The following is a 16,625-nucleotide window of genomic DNA, read 5'->3' as shown; positions in this document are numbered from 1 at the left end:
TGGGGCAACCAATGCCATACCCCGTCGAACCGATGCTGGCCGTACCTGGGGAACTACCCCCTGATCGCGAGAGGTACGGACTGGAGGTCAAGTGGGACGGCATCCGCGCCGTCGTCCATCTTGACGGCGGACTGAGGGTGACGGGGCGGCACGGGGTCGAATACACGCGGAGGTATCCGGAAATATCCGGTTTCGGGATCAAGAACGCGATCATCGACGGCGAGGTCGTCGCGCTCGACAAGCGCGGCAGGCCCAGCTTCGAGCGGTTGCAGCACAGGATGCACCTGACCGATCCCGAGCCGGTCATGCTGGAGCTGTATCCCATCACGTACATGCCGTTCGACCTGCTCTATCTCGACGGCACGCCGATGTTCGACCTGCCCTACCGCGACCGGCGGGCACTGCTCGACGAGCTGGACGTCGGCGCGCCCCCGTACTTCCCCGGCGACTCCGACCTGCTCACGGCCACCTCCGAGCAGGGCCTGGAGGGTGTGGTCGCCAAGCGGCTGGACTCCCCCTACCGGCCGGGTACCCGGTCCCCGTGGTGGATCAAGGTGAAGCACCTGCGTACCAGAGAGGTCGTGATCGGCGGCTGGAAGCCCGGCAAGGGGCGCCGGGCGGGCGGGATCGGCTCGCTGGTGATGGGGATGTTCACCGATCGTGGGCTCGCGTACGTGGGGCACGTCGGGACCGGGTTCACCGACACCGTGCTCGACGAGCTCCACCGGCGGATGCGGCCGCTGGAGATCCCGCACAGCCCGTTCAGCAACGCGGTTCCGTGGCGAAATCGGTGGGTTAGGCCGGATCTGGTCGGGGAGGTGGCCTACACGATGTGGACCGACGAGCAGCGGCTGCGCCACCCCGTGTGGCGTGGCCTGCGCCCCGACAAGCTCCCCCCGGAGGTGACGCTGTGAACAGCCCGGCGAAGGTGCCGGTAAAGGTCGACGGGCGAGCGCTGACGCTGAGCAACCTGGACAAGGTCCTCTACCCCGAGTACGGCTTCACCAAGGCCGAGGTCATCGACTACTACAGCCGCGTGGCCCCCGTGCTCCTCCCCCACCTCCGGGGCAGGCCCCTGACCGTCAAGCGCTACCCGAACGGCGTCGGCGGCCAGTCCTTCTTCGAGAAGAACGCCCCCGACCACACCCCGGACTGGGTCAGGCGGGTCAAGCTCCCCGTCCCCGGCAGCACCAAGAACCGCGAGGCCATCGACTTCGCCGTCATCGAGGACCTGCCCACGCTCGTCTACTACGCCAACCTGGCCGCGCTCGAGCTGCACGTGCCCCAGTGGCGCGTCGACGAGGACGGCGAGGCGCTGCCGCCCGACACGCTCGTGTTCGACCTCGATCCCGGCCCGCCCGCGACCATCGTGGAGTGCTGCCGGGTGGCCCTCATGCTGCGCGAGGTGCTGGCGGCCGACGGGCTCACCGCCCTGCCGAAGACCAGCGGGAACAAGGGCATGCAGCTGTACGCGGACTGGGACGGCCGCGAGGAGCCCTCCGCGTACGCCAAGAGGCTGGCCCAGTTCCTCGAGAAGGAGCACCCCCGGCAGGTCGTCAGCGTGATGACGAAGAAGGCCAGGCCCGGCAAGGTGTTCATCGACTGGAGCCAGAACAACCCGGCCAAGACCACCGTGGCGCCCTACTCGCTGCGGGCCAGGGAGCTGCCGACCGTCTCGACACCGCTGAGGTGGACGGAGGTCGAGGGCTGCGAACGGCCTGAGGAGCTGGTGTTCACGGCGGCCGACGTACTCGCCAGAGTGGAGAAACGCGGCGACCTTTTCGGCCGGGCGTAGGCTGGTGCCGTCCACACCAAGAGGGGGACCAGAAGATGTCGGAGATGGACACACGCGGGGACGAGCTCTCCTACGACCAGGACGAGGCAGAGCTGTCGATCGAGACGCCCGAGGCAGACGCCGCGGAGCAGCATTTCGAGATCCGCCAGAGCGCCGGCAGGCAGCGCCGCGAGCTGCCGCTCGACGTCGACCCCGCCGACGCGGCCGATCAGGACCGCGTGGTGGATCTCGACGACGACGAATATCGCTGAGTACGGCTCCGCGGCGACCGAGCCCGCCTCGTGGCGCTGAGGAGCGCCGTTGCCCGGACTGGGGAGCGGAGCAAGGCAATGAACATCTGCTCTGCCCGCACGTAGGATGTCCGCACAGCCCGCTGAGAGACCTATGGAGACCCGCGTGACCGCAACCCCGGACGCGAAGCCCCGGGGCACCCGGCTGCCCCGACTCGCCCGCCGCCGGCAGCTCCTGAGCGCCGCGCAGGAAGTGTTCGTGGAGAACGGCTATCACGCGGCCGCCATGGACGAGATCGCCGATCGTGCGGGGGTCAGCAAGCCGGTGCTCTACCAGCACTTCCCCGGCAAGCTCGAGCTCTATCTGGCGCTGCTCGACCTCCACGTCGACGACATGGTCAACCGCTGCCGGGAGGCGCTGGCCTCCACCCACGAGAACAAACTCCGCGTGCAGGCCACGTTCAGCGCGTTCTTCGACTTCGTCTCGACGCAGGGCGAGGCGTTCCGGCTGGTGTTCGAGTCCGACCTGCGCAACGTCGCGCCGGTGCGGCAGCGCGTGGAACGCTCGCTGCAGGAGTGCGCGGAGATGGTCTCCGTGCTCATCCAGGAGGACACCGGCTGCACCAGCGACGAGGCTCACCTGCTCGGCGTGGGGCTGGTCGGCATGGCCGAGGTGAGCGCCCGCTACTGGGTGACCCAGCACGGCTCGATCCCGAAGGACGCGGCCGAACAACTCATGGCCCGGCTGGCCTGGCGCGGCATCAGCGGTTTTCCGCGTACGGCATAACCCGTTCGCTGGGCGCGATCATTGGCCCCTTCCCGGCTTCGAGCCGCCACGATGGGAGTGAGCCAACCCGTCGACTAGGGAGCCACGATGGAAGTCAAGATCGGCGTACGCTCTGTACACCGCGAAATCGTTGTCGAGACCGAACTCTCCGCTGAGCAGGTCGAAGAGGAGATCAGGAACGCGTTGTCGGTCGAGCGTGGCGTGTTCGCCCTGACCGACCTGAAGGGCAGGCGGGTGGTGGTGCCGGTGGCCTCGATCGGTTTCGTTGAGATCGGTGAGGACCAGGCCCGGCCCGTCGGGTTCGGCGGCACCCTCTAGGAGTTTCCTGACCTGGGGGTACGGCTCACCCGGCCGTACCCCTCCCAGGGCTTGCCACCACCCCCGGCGATCGCCCCGCACCCGTGGGGCGATGCGGCTGCGAGAGGTCGGCGCATGGCGACCGCGCCCGATCGCCCCGGGCTCGCGGGGCGGTGCGCACCCAACGGCCACCCCAAAAGCACGCCCTCAGCGCTGCGTCGGCGAGAAGGCGTGCGGGGAGCGGCGCAACGGCCCCACAGCCACCTCGGCGCCACCGGAGCGGCCGGGGTGGCGCGACACGAGCCCTCACACCCACCTCGGCGCCGGTGGAGCGGCCGGGATGGCGCAACGCTGGCCGTGGCCCGCATGGCAACCATCGCCGTCCCGGTGGTTGCCATGTTCGGGGATGGTCAGAGGCCCAGGGCGGCCATGCGTTTGTTGTGGGCCTCCGTCAACGTCGCGAAAAGTCGGGAAATATCGGCGGCACCCTCCCCCGACACCAGCAACAGCGCCAGCTCGGGCCGTGCCGAGGCGACCTGCTGCCCCTGGCTCAGCGCCTCGCCAACGAGCCGGCGCGCCCACAGCGCCAGCCGTCCGGCGACCGCGGGCGACGCCTCGATCCCGGCCCTGACCCGCTCGACCGCGAACTGCGAGCGCCCCTCGTCCACCAGCACCTCGTCCACCAGCTTGGCGATCGAGGGATCGAGGTGCCTGGCCGCCTCCCGGTAGAAGTCGAGCGCGATCCCGTCCCCGACGTACGTCTTGACCAGCGCCTGCAGCCAGTCGGCCGGCCTGGTCTGCGTGTGCCAGGCGTCGAGCGCGCCGACGAACGGCGACATCGCCTCGTCGGGATCGGCCCCGAACTCGGCCAGGCGGTCACGCAGCAGGCGGAAATGGGCGTACTCGGTCACGGCCAGCTCGCTCAGCGCCGCGCGGTCGGCCAGCGAGGGCGCCAGCGTGGCGGCGTCCTCGGTCATCCGCGCGTACGCACTAAGCTCGGCGTAGGCGAGCACCCCGAGCAGATCGACGACTCCTGGAGACTCCTTCATGAGTGGCAGCGTACTTCCGTGAATCTTCGGGAACATACGTAAGCTCGGCCAGCGTTGTGGTATCGAGTACACTGCTCTGTGAAAGTGCGACCGCACTGTGTAAATTCGGGGGTTTCTCCCGAATACCCCCACTTCCGGGTGCGCGGTCGCTGATGACGCGAGAGGGCTGGCTCTACCGCGAGGACCCACGTAACGGGGGCTGTTTCATGCCCGTCGGTCCCGGCAGGCCCGCCTTCATTTGAGAACTGAGGCAGGCCACGCTGACGACTTTCCGAGACCTCGGAGTCACACCTGAGATCGCCGATGCCCTCGAGACCGAGGGCATCGTCACACCGTTCCCCATCCAAGAGATGGCTCTCCCGCTTGCCCTGAGCGGCCAGGACCTTATCGGCCAGGCGCGCACCGGCACGGGCAAGACCTACGCGTTCGGCATCGCCATGCTCCAGAGCATCGGCAAGCCGCGCAAGAACCGCAAGAAGCCCCGCGGGCTCGTCGTCGTACCGACCCGCGAGCTGGCCACGCAGGTCAGCGAAGACCTCGTCACCGCCGCCGGCAAGCTCGGATCCCGGGTTCTGACCGTTTACGGCGGGCGCGCGTACGAGCCGCAGATCGAGGCGCTCAAGGCCGGGGTCGACGTCATCGTCGGCACCCCCGGCCGCCTGCTCGACCTGGTCAAGCAGAAGCACCTCGACCTGAGCCAGGTCACGACCCTGGTGCTCGACGAGGCCGACCGCATGCTCGACCTGGGCTTCCTGCCCGACGTAGAGCGGATCTTCAACCTGATCCCCGGACAGCGGCAGACGATGCTGTTCTCGGCGACCATGCCGGGTGAGATCGTCACGCTGTCCCGTAAGTACCTCAACCGTCCGACGCACGTACGCGCCGAGCACGAGAGCGGCGAGGGAGAGACCACGCCGCAGGTCCGCCAGCTCGTGTGGCGCGCGCACCGCATGGACAAGATCGAGATCGTCGGCCGGCTGCTGCAGGCCGAGGGCCGCGGGCTCACGATGGTCTTCTGCGAGACCAAGCGGGCCTGCGACATGGTCGCCGAACAGCTCGACACGCGCGGCTTCGCCGTCGCGGCCGTGCACGGCGACCTCGGCCAGGGCCAGCGCGAGCAGGCCCTGCGCGCGTTCCGCAACGGCAAGATCGACGTGCTGGTGGCCACCGACGTGGCGGCCCGCGGCATCGACATCGACGACGTCACCCACGTGGTCAACTACGACTGCCCCACGGACGACAAGACGTACGTGCACCGCATCGGCCGCACCGGCCGGGCCGGGCGCACGGGCATCTCGGTCACGTTCGTGGAGTGGGAGGAGCTGACCCGCTGGAAGATGATCAACCAGATGCTCGGGCTCGACTTCGCCGATCCCGAGGAGACCTACTCCACCTCGCCTCACGTCTACTCCGAGCTGAACATCCCCGAGGGCACCAAGGGCGTCCTGCCGCACGCGAGCCGATCGCGTGCGGGGCTGTCCGCGGAGCGCCTCGAGGATCTCGGGGAGACCGGCAGGGCACGTGTTCGTGGCGGCCGTCGCCGCGACGAGCGCGAAGAGCGCCGCGAAGAGCGCCCTGCCCGTACGCCGCGCCAGCGCCGCCGCACCCGTGGCGGCAAGGAGCTGGCTGAGACCGCAGCCGTCGAGACTCAGGAGGTCGAGCTCGTGGATGCCAAGACGGAGGAGACTCCCGCGATCTTCTCGACGGACGAGATCGAGGCGGCCGCCGAGCCGAAGCGGACGCGTACGCGGAGGGGGGCGGCTTCGTCTGCCATCGAGCAGGCGCTCGCCGAGGCCCCCGAGGCACCCGTCAAGGCCGTCCGGTCGAAGCAGGCGCTCGCCGAGGCCCCCGAGGCACCCGTCAAGGCCACCCGGTCGCGGCGGGCCGCCGCCGTCACGGCGGCCCCTGAGGCCGACACCGTCGAGGAGGCGCCGGCGAAGAGCACCCGCTCCCGCCGCGCCGCCGACCCGGTGCCGGTCGCCGAGGCCCCGCCCGCTCCTCCGGTCAGCGAGCCGGCGCCGAGCTTCCTCTCGACGCCGCCTCCGCCGGTGCGCACGGAGCCGGAGCGGATCGTCCCGCCGAACCCGTTCACGGTGATCTTCCAGTCGCCCGACCTGGCTTCGGACGACGACGACATCGCCCCGTCGGCGGCCACGGAGCGCAAGCAGCAGCGCCGCCAGCCCCGTGGCGGGGGCGGCAACCGCCGCCGCACGGGCTGAGCGCCGTCTGAGCACCGCCTGGGAGGCGCGTACCCGCATCGGGTGCGCGCCTTCTGGGTAAGGGCCCGCGGGCCCTCCTGAGGCGCTCTGGGCGCGTCCGGGGGGCTTCCGGCGAGGAGCCGCATTTGCCCTGCGTGATGCCCATGACGGTGTCGAGCCGCTGACCTCTGGGTATTGTTGCCCCACGTGAGTACGCCGCGATTCCTCGATCTGCCTCCTGGCGTCGCACCACAGAAGATCGAAACGCCACAGGGCACGTTCGCGGTCCTGGAGGCCCTCCCGGTCAGTGGTGTGATTGAGCGCTGGCCCGCCCTCCTGGTCCCCGGCCTGACAGGCAGCAAGGAGGACTTCCTCGCGGTGCTGATGACCCTGGCCCACTCGGGACGCAGGGTGATCGCCGTCGATCTGCGCGGCCAGTACGAGACGCCGGGCCCCGACGACCCCGCCGCCTACACCTGCCCCGCGCTCGGCGCCGACGTCGACGCGCTCGCCCAGATCATCGGCGGCGGCGACCCCGTTCACCTGGTGGGCCACTCCTTCGGCGGCCTGGTGGCCAGGGAGGCGGTGATCGACGGGCGCACGAGGTTCGCGTCGTTCACGCTGATGGGGTCCGGGCCCTCGGGCATCGAGGGCAAGCGGGCGGTCAACGGCCGCAAGATCATGGAAGAGGTCCAGGCGTTCGGCCTGGAGCACGTGTGGCACCACCGGCTGGAGCCCGAGGCGCTGTCCAACGACGTGTCCGACGAGATCCTGGCGTTCCTGCGCAAGCGCCTGCTCACCAACTCTCCGACCGCGCTGGCCTGCATGGCCGAGCAGGTGCTGAGCATGCACGACCGCACCGACGAGCTGCGCCAGGTCGAGGTGCCCACGCTGGTGCTGTACGGCGAACACGACGACGGGTGGCCGCCCGAGGCGCAGTCGGAGATGGCGGCCAGGCTCGGGGCCGAGTCCGTGGTCGTGCCCGGCGCCGTCCACTCGCCCGCCGTCGAGGCGCCGGAGACGACGGCGGCGGCGCTGGTGAGGTTCTGGAACTCGGCCGAGAAACACTATTTGGACACCAGGTCCAATGCCATGTAATTCTTTACTTACTATGGCGAACATCGAGGACATCGTCGCGCAGCCACCGCAGAGCGCGACGTGGCAGGTGCATCTCGACCGGTCGATGTGGGTGGGTGGCGTACGCGGTCTCATGCTGCAGGCGCTGCACCCGCTGGCCATGCGCGGTGTCTGGCAGAACTCCAACTTCCAGGAGGACCCGTTCGGGCGGCTGCGCCGCACGGCGGACTTCGTGGGGCGGGTGACGTTCGGCAGCCCGGAGCAGGCCGACGAGATCGGCAGGCGGGTGCGCGGCATCCACAAGGCGCTGCGCATCCACGATCCCGACACCGGCCGGACCCATCGGGTGGACGATCCCGAGCTGCTGCTGTGGGTGCACTGCGCGGAGGTGTCGTCGTACCTGGAGGTGGCCAGGCGCGGCGGGCTGGGCCTCACCGAGCGCCAGGCCGACCGCTACCTCTGCGAGCAGCGCAAGAGCGCCGCGTACGTGGGCCTGCACCCCGAGGACGTGCCCGGCTCGTGCGCGGAGATGGACGCCTACTTCAAGCAGGCGCGCGCCGGCCTGCGCGTCACGGAGAAGGCGGCCTCGGCCGTGCGCTTCCTGATGTGGCCGAGGCTGCCGCACGAGCTCAGGCTCCTGTCGGCGGGCAAGCCCGCCTACTTCCCGTTCGGCGCGCTGTGCTACTACACGCTGCCTGACTGGGCCAGGCGGATGTACGGGGCGCTGCCGGAGGTGCCGCGCTCGACGGTCACGGCCGCGCTGAGGGCGTTCAGGCTGGGGATGAACTCGCTGCCGGAGCCGGTGCACGACCACGCGTTCATGCCGGCCACGAGGGAGATGCTGCGGGCCGCCAGGGAGCGTCTCGGCGCGGCCGGGTACGACGTGAGCAAGGGGCTCAAGGGCCTGACCGATCCCCGCCGGTGGCCGCCGGAGCCGGCCGCCTGACCGGCAGGAGCGTGCCGCCCACCAGCACGACCGCCGACACGGCGGCCATCGTCCATCCGCTGCGGCCCATGCCCCCGCCGTCGAACAGCACGCCGAGCAGGGTAGACGCGGTCGCGGCGCCCACGTACCTGGACGACTGGAAGAACCCGACGGCGACCCCGGTCTCGCTCCTGTCTGCGTGCACGAAGACCAGCGAGTTGAGCCCGAACTGGCTGAGCGCCGACGCCACCCCCAGCAGCCCCGCCGCCACCAGCACCAGCCAGACGGGGCCGACGGCGGGGACCAGGCAGGAGCCGGCGAGCAGCAGCGCCGCGCTGGCCACCAGCACGGTCCGCATCCCCGCCCGCGCGGCCAGCGCCACCGCGACCGGCGTCATGACGATCGCCAGCCCGGCCATGGGGAGCACCAGCAGGCCGGCGATGTGGGCGGGCAGTCCCGCCGAGCGCTGCGCCCACAGCGGCACCACGAAGAACGCCGAGTAGAATACCACGTTGACCAGGGCGAACTGGCCGCACGTGGCCAGCAGCCCGGGCCTCAGCCGGGGCAGCAGGGCGTGTTGGGCGCCGTCCACGCGGACCTTGGGCAGCCAGCGCAGCGCCGCGGTGAGCGCGATCGCCGCGAGTGGGACGTTGACCAGGAAGATCGCCCGCCAGCCCCACAACGAGACCAGGAACCCGCCGAGCACCGGACCGGCGGCGGCGCTGGCGGTGAGCACCATGGAGATCGTCGCGATCACGCGCGGCGGCGGTCTCCCGTCCTCGCCCGGCATCACGGCCTGGACGATCGCCATCCCGGCGGGCATCGTCGCGCAGCTCCCGAACGCCTGCAGCAGCCTGATCCCGACCAGCGCCGGGTACGAGGGGGCCAGCGCGGCCAGCACGCCCGTGACGGCCATCGTCACCAGCCCGGCGCAGAACACCAGCCGCGGGCCCAGCCTGTCGGCCAGCGTGCCCATCACGGGCGGAACGAGGATGCCGGCCAGGTAGAACCCGGCGGCCAGCCACGTCACGGCCGCGATGCCCACGTGGAACTCGGCCTCGATGCTGGCCAGGGCCACGGCGATCATGGACGAGTTCAGGGGGTTGAAGAGTGTGCCCAGCGCCACTGCCGCGGGTAACCGCCCGATAGGTGCCACTTTCCCGTCATTACCACTGTTCTCTGCGGGAAACTGGGCATCCCTCGGCAAAAGCCATCAGCCGAGGCGAGCGGTCCCCTCCGCCGCTCGCCCCGGCAGGCGGGTCACTCGGCGAGGCCGTCCCAGGCGTTGCGGTCGGGGGCCGCCGACCGGCCCTCCGGGCAGTGGCGGCGGAAGTCGCACCAGGAGCAGATCGGGCCGGGGCTCGGCGCGAACAGCTCGTCAATCTCGTCCGGCACCGCCGCCGGTCCGACGGACGGCCGCTCTCCCGAAGCGGTGCGCGAGGCGGCGGAACCCTTTTTGGCGGGCGCGGGCACGAGCGCGCGGTAGCGCTCGTCGGCCGCCGACGCCTCCGTGGCGACGTCCTCGGCGCGCCCGATGTGGCGGGCCAGCGACTCCTCGGTGTGCCGCCACTCCAGGATCTCGCCGGTCGGCAGGTGGTGGAGCTCGACCGTACGGCAGGGCGTGCGCATCATCGTGGAGGCCGCGACCGCGTACACGGCCAGGGCGAGGGACGAGCGGGCGTCGTCCTCGGTGAGCGGCCGGCGGCCGGTCTTGTAGTCGACCACGACCAGCTCGTCACCGCGCCGGTCGAGCCGGTCGATGCGGCCGGAGAGGGCCATGACCTTGGTACGGGTCGCGACCGTGCGCTCGACGCCCACCGGATCGTCGCTCGGATCTAAGGTCGCGACGTATCCGGAGACGAGGTCGCGGGCCCGGCCCAGCCAGTGGGCCGACTGCTCGACGTCCCTGAACCCCTCGGCGATCCACCCGTTCGTGATCAGGATGGCGGCGGTCAGCGGGGTCCTGCGGTCGTACGGCTCCCGCCACCACCCCGCCAGCGCGTTGTGCACGCTCGCCCCGACGCTGTTGTGCGCCCACGCGGGGCCCTTGGACGGCTGCGGCCGGTCCAGGTAGCTGAACCGGTAGCGGCGGCGGCAGTCGAGCCACGCGTTCAACCGCGACGGCGTGCAGGAGTAGAGCCGCCGCGGCATCCCGTCCAGCGGAAGCTGCCCCTGAGCCGCGCTCATGGCCTCCACCTCGTGAAGGCGCTCCTGAGCGTCACTCGTCGTCGGGGTCGAGCTTGATCCCGGAGAGCTTGGTCCCGTCGGTCAGGGGGCCGTCATCGGCGCTTTCCGTACGGGTCAGCGAGCCCGACACCCAGTCGTCGAAGTGCGGCTCGAGGTCGCCGATCGTGACCTCGTCGCCGTGGGCGGCCAGCACCCGCGTCTCGGCCGGCAGCGTGAACAGCCGCCCGCCGATCGAGGTCAGCTGGTCGGGCAGGGCGGGGTATTCGCCGCCCAGCTTGCCGGGCCCGTCGGCCTGCAGGGCCTTGCCGGTGAAGACGGCCCCGAGCCCCTCGCAGTAGAGCGACACTCCGCCGGGTGAGATGCCGGGCGTCTCCATGACGTCGAGCTGGACGTCGGCCACACCGAAGATGCCGTCGTCCTCCATGTCGATGTCGGGCCAGGTCTCCCGCCAGGTCTCCCGCCACAGCGGCTTGTCCTTGGGGTGCAGGGCGACCACGGCCTCGTCCCGGCTGGCCACCTCGATGGCCGCGGAGACGTGGTCGGGCAGCCCCGCCGTGCAGATGACGGCCAGCACTTCCCGCTCGCCCACCTGCTCAAGGATCTTCTCGGCGTCACGCGCCGCGTCGATGACGATGACTTCGTCGTCGTCACCGATGATCCAGGTGTTGTTCTCGACCTTGTGCTCGGTGCCGTCGATGTCGACGACGCCCTCGGTCACCACTCGCTCGATACGCGCTGTCACGCCTCCGAACTCTAGCCCGTCTGCATCAGAGCGCGAATCAGGAGCGTGAAAGCGCGCCTAATCCTCGAGCCGGGGCGAGAACGCACCGAACGGCACGTCCAGCTCGTGATCGCGGACATCGAGCAACGACAGCTCGGCGAGCGCGATCATGCAGCCGGCGTCGGCCGGCCACGCGATGGCCCACAGCCAGTTGCCGAGCGCCTCGCCCGCGTAGACGGCCCGGTCGTCGGCGCCGTCCACGCACCACAGCGCGGTGGGATGCCCGAGCACGCCGATCTTGGCGTTCGGCGGCCCCGAGTCGAACCCCTCGCCCGGGTCGGGGCCGTCCAGCCCGGCGAACGCCGCGCCGAGCCCGATGCCCGGCTCCTCCGCGATGACGAGCAGGTCGGCGGGGCCTTCCGTCAGCGACGGCCCCGTCAGCGCGACCACGCTGGCCCGGGCGCCGGTGCGCTCGTCACCGACCTCCCCGAAGCCGGTCACCAGCCAGCCGGCGGGCAACGGCCATGGCAGCCACACGGGCACCACGGCGCTCTTCCGGATGGCCTCCAGCGCCGTACCGGTCGGCGGCCACGGAGGCTGGTAGGGCAGGACATCACCGTGCGCGTCGCATCGGTAGGCGCTCGACCACGCACTCGGCCCGTGAAGCGGGCCAAAGCACCGTGGACAGGTAGGAGCCGCTCTCACAACTACCCACGGTGCTTTCTCCGGCACCGGCCCGTCAAGGCCGCTTCCCGTTGTCCCGTCGTAATCTTGGTCATGTGCGCGTAAATTGTGTCGGCGCGATTATTTTCGACTCCTCTGATCGGTTGCTCCTTATCAAGCGGGGACGTCCGCCGGGCATGGGGCTGTGGTCTCTCCCCGGTGGCCGCCTGGAGGCCGGGGAGACGGACGCCGACGGCGTGCGGCGCGAGGTGCTGGAGGAGACCGGGCTGCGCGTGGAGGTGGGCCGCCTGGCGGGCACGGTGGACCGCCCCGGCCTCGGCGGGGCCACGTACGTGATCCGCGACTACCTCGCCACCGTGACGGGAGGCGTGCCCGTGGCCGGGGACGACGCCGACGACGTGCGCTGGTGCGGCACGGACGAGCTGGCGCGGCTGCCGCTCACCGCCGGCCTCCTGGAGTCGCTGACCGACTGGGGCGTGCTGCCCCGCTGACACGGCCCCATCCGCCCGGCCCATCCGCCCGGTCCCGGCTGGAGCGGCGCCTGAAGTGGCACCGCTCGGTCCTACCGGTTCGAGGTGAGGCTGGAGGTCCAGAGGATCAGGTGGTCGGCGTTGTACGTGGTGGACCGCCCGAGCGCCACGACCTCCGACCCCGACACGGCCACCGCCGTCAGCCACTGCGCCCCCTGCCCGGCCAGCCGGTCCTTGGTCAGCGCCATGCGGTTCCACGACAGGCCGTCCTGCGAGGTCCAGGCCGCGCTGTCGCCCTCTCCCGGCACGCCGTGCCAGCCCACGGCCACCAGCCCCTCGTCCGCTGCGGCCAGGTCGTACACCGCCGCCGCCTGGTCCGCGGGCAGCCAGGCTGTCTGCCAGGTCGAGCCGTCGTCGTCCGAGACCGCCGCGAAGGCGCGCCGCGAACCTCCCGACACGGCCGTGCCGACGGCCACCAGCTTGTCCTGATAAGTCGTGACCCGTCGTAGCCCGGCCGACGTGGCGTCCGGCGGGACCACGCGCTTGCGCGCGCTCCAGTTCACGCCGTCCGAGGAGTGCCAGACCACGCTGCTCTCCTGGTCGGCCCCGCCCGAGCCGCCCACGGCCACGTAGCCGCCGTCCCCGGTGGCGACGGCGTCGTAGATCCGCACCCCGGAGCCGCCCTGCGGCAGCTTCTTCGACCTGGTGAACTTGCGCAGATCGGGGGTGAACCACATGGCGGCGCTCGTCGCGCCCATCTGGTCCTTGGCCTCGCCGGCCAGCACGTAGCCCTCCTTGCCGGCCGTCACGACGTGGGTCTCCAGGGAGGGGGCGTTCGGGTCGCGGGCCAGGTCGCCGGTGACGTTCACCTTCTTCCAGCTCTCCCCGTCGGCGGAGGTGACGAGGAGCGGGTCGGTGAGGGCCACGTTCGTCTCGGTAGAGCCGACGGCCAGCCAGCCGCGGCTGCCGTGCGCCACGTCCTCCAGCGTCTGCTTGCCCGGGCCGCCGAGGCTCATGGACTTCCAGCTCACCCAGTCCCTGATCGTCCACAGGCCCGCGTCGCCGGAGGCCGAGCCGACGGCGACGTACCGGCCGGCGAAGCTCGCCAGCGCGTTGGTCTCGCGGGCGATCCTGGTCAGGCCCTCGACCTGGCCGAGCTGGACGCGTGAGGCGCCGTCGCGCGGGGGCGCGGCCATGAGCACGAGCTGGTTGTCGACGTCGGACACCGCCTGGTCGCCACCGGCGAACAGGGTGCCGCCGTCGGCGATCGTGAACCCGCGCAGCGTCGCGCCCGGCAGGTTGCCGAGGTCGGTCCGCTTGCTCCACGAGCGCCCGTCGGTGCTGGTCAGCACCGAGTAGCGGCCCAGGCCGGCCTGCGTGATCGCCGCGATGCCCGACGGGTAGGAGATCAACGTCTCCACGCCCGTGCTCTCGCCGCTCAGGCCGCCGATGGAGCCGCACTGCGACCACTGCGCCCCGGTCGGCGAGCAGTAGACGCGCAGGTCACCGGTGAACGTGGGGAAGCGCGTCGGCACCAGCACGAACCTCTTGGGCGACACGGCCACCATCCCGGTGTGCGGCGCGACCTCGGGCAGCTGGAACGCGGTCGCCTGCCAGTCCCGCCCGCCGTCCGCCGATCGGAGCACCCGCGATCCCTCGCCGACCGCGGGGTCTCCGATGGCGACGACCGTGTCGCCCTTGGCGACCACCGCCCTGATCTCGCGTACCTCCAGTTCCCGGGTCTCCACCCGCTCCCAGGTCCGGCCGTCGGCGGAGCGCCAGGCCGCGGGGCCCGAACCGCCGTCGTCTCCCGTCGTGCGTCCCACGGCCACGAAACCGGAGGCGGTCCTGGCGATGTCGTTGATCTGGTCACCGGCCCTGAACGCGGCCAGGCCCGCCGCCTCCACGGCCGTCCAGCTGAACCCGTCGGTGCTGGTCCACAGGCCGCGTTCGCCGGACACGCCGTCGCCGCCGCTGGCCAGCCAGCGCCCGCCGCCGCCGACGACCCGCTGGACCGTGGGGGTGGAGGCGCCGTTCACCTGGCCGAGCTGCCAGGTTTTGCCGCCGTCCGGCGAGAACAGGAAGAGCGGGCGCGGGGTCGGGCTCGTCGTGTCGCTGCCGACCGCCACGACCGCGCGGCCCACGGACGTCATGTCGTTGAGCTTCTGGTTGGCGCCCTCTCCCGCGGCCGGCACGGTGAACAGCTCGTCCCCCGAGCGCCCCGTGCCCGCCTCCAGCCGCAGCCCGGGGGCCTCGTCCGAGGTCCACTGCCACACGAGCACGCCGGCGGCCACCAGGATCGCCACGGCCAGGGTCAGGGCGACGGGGGTGGACCTGTTGCGGCGGCGTACGGGGCTGGACCTGCGCACGGCGGAGGGTGCCGGGCCTCTGTGGTGCCGGCCGCTCGACCCCTGGCGCGCCCCGTCGGTGGCGACGAGGAGGTCCGGCCTCGTGGGGCGGCCCGCCGGCGGGCGTCCGACGCGCCGCACCTCGGGCTCGCCGTCCTGCTCCGGGGCCTCGGGGACCTCTGGAACCTCGGGGGTCTCGGGGGTCTCGTCGTACTCCGTCGGCTCCTCCGCGGGCGCGGCGGCCTCGGCGCGTTCCGGGACGGGATACACCAGCCGGTACGGCGGCGCGGGCCGGGACGACCGCTCGGGGGCGGGCTCCGCGTCCGGCTCGGACCGTTCGGGCGCCTCCCGCGGCGGATGGAGCGGGGTGCCCGCGACGAGCTTGTCCGGGCGGTTGACGACGCGGCGGGGGCGGCGGCGCGGCTCGACCTCGGGCTCGGCCGTCGGCGAGCTGTACGGCCGGCGCCCCTTGGGCGGCTCCTGCGGCTCGTCGTCCGGGATGGGCGCGGCGAACGGCGGCATGCCCCAGGGTGAGCTCAGCGGTAAACCCCTGGTGCGATCGTCGGTGGGACCCGGCGGCGAATGGCTGATCCTCGGTTCTTCGGAGGAATGCGGTTCAGAGGCGCCCTCGGGACGAGGTTCGTCGTCTTCCGGCGGTCGCCGTGGCGGTTCGCTGGGGCCGGAGGCCACGCGCCCTACCTCCTATGGGGTCGAACGTCGTACGGGTGGAACGAGGACGCTGGTCCGTTCCACAGGACCAGACCAGCATGACTCAGCCGGAATAGCGAGACCTCTCTAGCGAGATTCCCGGCACCCCAGGACCGATTTATTCCGAGATAGTCTTAATTGACTGTTTTTTGGCTAGATACAACACACCAAACGCATACACCCCGAGCTGCACCACCGTTCCGGACAACGCCTGCCAGGGCACCGGCACCTTTCCCTGGTCCAGCGCGTCGGCCAGGTGCCCGGCCGCGGCGGCCTGCCCGAAGGCCAGCAGGTTGTTCAGCACGTGCAGGGAGATCGCCGACTCCAGCCCTCCGGTGCGCACCGTGAGAAAGCCCATCACGACCCCGAACCCGAACACGTCCACGAGCCCCGCCCACGAATACCCGTGCAGCGACATGAACAGCGCGGAGCCGAGCACGATGGACCAGGCCGGATTCCGGATATGCGCCCCGACGGCCTGCACGAACCAGCCGCGGAAGACGTACTCCTCGGCGGCCGCCTGGAACGGCACCAGCAGCACGATCACGACGAGCGCGGGCAGGAACCCCGACCATCCACCCCAGCCGAACAGGTCGGCGTCCTCGCCGGCCGCCGTCAGCGCGAGCGCCTGCGCGCCCTGCCCCAGCAGCAGGGCCAGCACCGCCAGGCCCGCGCAGGTCAGCAGCCAGCGCCAGCGCAGCCGCCCGGCCACGGACGAGAGCGTGCCGGGGCGCCTGCGCTGGACGAGCGCCGCGGTGCCGTACACGAGGGGCAGCACGGGCGCGAGCGACAGCAACACCACGACCAGCGAGAACACCGGATCGCCGAACAGCTGCCCCTCGGCCTCCAGCGGCGCGGGGATCCCGAGGAGCAGCGACATCACCACGCCGGCCCACACCACCACCGCGCCGATCACGACGAACCCGGTGGCGACGACCAGCGTGCCCACGATCGTCCGCCATGGCCGGGTCGCGGCATTCCGCGCCAGGTGGTCGTAACTCGCACCGATGGGCGTCGGCAGGAACCAGGGCGGCGGCTGATACGGGTGGACCGGCGGCTGCGTGCCGTAGACGGGCGGCTGGTGCCCTGGATTCTCCTGCATCTATCCATTCTGTCCGCGCGATGCGCAATAGTTCACAGACGGCCCAC

The 16,625-nt window shown here is 71.3% G+C and carries 16 protein-coding genes; 9 read left to right on the top strand and 7 right to left on the bottom strand.

Annotation, left to right across the window (positions count from 1 at the left end; all coding sequences use genetic code 11):
- Positions 1 to 11: 11 nt before the first annotated feature.
- The 5 genes from ligD (ACWEPL_RS30280) to ACWEPL_RS30260 all read left to right on the top strand — a co-directional run bounded on the left by ligD (ACWEPL_RS30280) (position 12) and on the right by ACWEPL_RS30260 (position 3,130).
- Positions 12 to 914: a non-homologous end-joining DNA ligase gene (ligD, locus tag ACWEPL_RS30280; protein ID WP_452438157.1), complete on the top strand. Its 903-nt coding sequence runs from the start codon at positions 12 to 14 to the stop codon at positions 912 to 914.
- On the top strand, positions 911 to 1,795 hold the full coding sequence (ligD, locus tag ACWEPL_RS30275) for a non-homologous end-joining DNA ligase (protein ID WP_355197149.1): 885 nt from the start codon (positions 911 to 913) through the stop codon (positions 1,793 to 1,795). Before ligD (ACWEPL_RS30280) ends, ligD (ACWEPL_RS30275) begins: the two co-directional genes overlap by 4 nt.
- Positions 1,796 to 1,839: 44 nt before the next feature.
- Positions 1,840 to 2,046, top strand: a complete 207-nt coding sequence (locus ACWEPL_RS30270) for a hypothetical protein (protein WP_355197151.1) — start codon at positions 1,840 to 1,842, stop codon at positions 2,044 to 2,046.
- 145 nt (positions 2,047 to 2,191) lie between these two features.
- The gene (locus ACWEPL_RS30265) at positions 2,192 to 2,812 is read left to right on the top strand and encodes a TetR/AcrR family transcriptional regulator (protein WP_313043020.1); all 621 of its coding nucleotides are present in this window, start codon (positions 2,192 to 2,194) and stop codon (positions 2,810 to 2,812) included.
- Between the two features lie 87 nt (positions 2,813 to 2,899).
- A complete protein-coding gene (locus tag ACWEPL_RS30260) occupies positions 2,900 to 3,130 on the top strand; it encodes a DUF3107 domain-containing protein (protein ID WP_363970989.1) in 231 nt (76 codons plus the stop codon).
- 389 nt (positions 3,131 to 3,519) lie between these two features.
- Here ACWEPL_RS30260 and ACWEPL_RS30255 read toward each other — a convergent pair whose 3' ends face one another.
- Positions 3,520 to 4,158, bottom strand: a complete 639-nt coding sequence (locus ACWEPL_RS30255) for a ferritin-like fold-containing protein (RefSeq protein WP_363970985.1) — start codon at positions 4,156 to 4,158, stop codon at positions 3,520 to 3,522.
- A 350-nt stretch (positions 4,159 to 4,508) separates the two neighbouring features.
- On the opposite strand from ACWEPL_RS30255, the gene ACWEPL_RS30250 reads away from it, so the two are divergent.
- The 3 genes from ACWEPL_RS30250 (at position 4,509) to ACWEPL_RS30240 (ending at position 8,379) form a co-directional block, all read left to right on the top strand.
- Positions 4,509 to 6,377 carry a DEAD/DEAH box helicase gene (locus ACWEPL_RS30250; RefSeq protein ID WP_452438155.1) on the top strand — a complete coding sequence of 623 codons (1,869 nt, stop codon included), beginning with the start codon at positions 4,509 to 4,511 and terminating at the stop codon, positions 6,375 to 6,377.
- A gap of 186 nt (positions 6,378 to 6,563) precedes the next feature.
- A complete protein-coding gene (locus ACWEPL_RS30245) occupies positions 6,564 to 7,454 on the top strand; it encodes an alpha/beta fold hydrolase (protein WP_452438154.1) in 891 nt (296 codons plus the stop codon).
- Positions 7,455 to 7,467: 13 nt separating this feature from the next.
- Complete coding sequence (locus tag ACWEPL_RS30240) at positions 7,468 to 8,379, top strand: oxygenase MpaB family protein (protein WP_452438153.1); 912 nt, start codon at positions 7,468 to 7,470, stop codon at positions 8,377 to 8,379.
- Here ACWEPL_RS30240 and ACWEPL_RS30235 read toward each other — a convergent pair.
- The 4 genes from ACWEPL_RS30235 to ACWEPL_RS30220 all read right to left on the bottom strand — a co-directional run bounded on the left by ACWEPL_RS30235 (position 8,330) and on the right by ACWEPL_RS30220 (position 11,971).
- Positions 8,330 to 9,484, bottom strand: a complete 1,155-nt coding sequence (locus ACWEPL_RS30235; RefSeq protein ID WP_452438152.1) for an MFS transporter — start codon at positions 9,482 to 9,484, stop codon at positions 8,330 to 8,332. The genes ACWEPL_RS30240 and ACWEPL_RS30235 overlap by 50 nt on opposite strands.
- Positions 9,485 to 9,618: 134 nt before the next feature.
- Positions 9,619 to 10,545 (bottom strand): RecB family exonuclease, encoded by a 927-nt coding sequence (locus ACWEPL_RS30230; protein WP_452438151.1) that lies wholly within the window; start codon positions 10,543 to 10,545, stop codon positions 9,619 to 9,621.
- Between the two features lie 31 nt (positions 10,546 to 10,576).
- Positions 10,577 to 11,287 carry an MBL fold metallo-hydrolase gene (locus ACWEPL_RS30225; RefSeq protein ID WP_449957214.1) on the bottom strand — a complete coding sequence of 237 codons (711 nt, stop codon included), beginning with the start codon at positions 11,285 to 11,287 and terminating at the stop codon, positions 10,577 to 10,579.
- Between the two features lie 57 nt (positions 11,288 to 11,344).
- Positions 11,345 to 11,971: a DUF6758 family protein gene (locus ACWEPL_RS30220; protein WP_363970970.1), complete on the bottom strand. Its 627-nt coding sequence runs from the start codon at positions 11,969 to 11,971 to the stop codon at positions 11,345 to 11,347.
- 74 nt (positions 11,972 to 12,045) lie between these two features.
- On the opposite strand from ACWEPL_RS30220, the gene ACWEPL_RS30215 reads away from it, so the two are divergent.
- Positions 12,046 to 12,441 (top strand): NUDIX hydrolase, encoded by a 396-nt coding sequence (locus ACWEPL_RS30215; RefSeq protein WP_452438150.1) that lies wholly within the window; start codon positions 12,046 to 12,048, stop codon positions 12,439 to 12,441.
- Positions 12,442 to 12,512: 71 nt separating this feature from the next.
- Here the strand turns inward: ACWEPL_RS30215 and ACWEPL_RS30210 are convergent, their stop codons facing one another.
- Together ACWEPL_RS30210 and ACWEPL_RS30205 are read right to left on the bottom strand one after the other, a co-directional pair.
- The gene (locus ACWEPL_RS30210; protein WP_452438149.1) at positions 12,513 to 15,290 is read right to left on the bottom strand and encodes a hypothetical protein; all 2,778 of its coding nucleotides are present in this window, start codon (positions 15,288 to 15,290) and stop codon (positions 12,513 to 12,515) included.
- A gap of 304 nt (positions 15,291 to 15,594) precedes the next feature.
- Complete coding sequence (locus ACWEPL_RS30205; protein ID WP_363970966.1) at positions 15,595 to 16,578, bottom strand: CPBP family intramembrane glutamic endopeptidase; 984 nt, start codon at positions 16,576 to 16,578, stop codon at positions 15,595 to 15,597.
- Positions 16,579 to 16,625 lie beyond the last annotated feature (47 nt).

Source organism: Nonomuraea sp. NPDC004186 (assembly GCF_053603495.1).
Note: the sequence above shows the minus strand (reverse complement) of the source record. Positions and strands in the feature narration are given on the sequence as shown.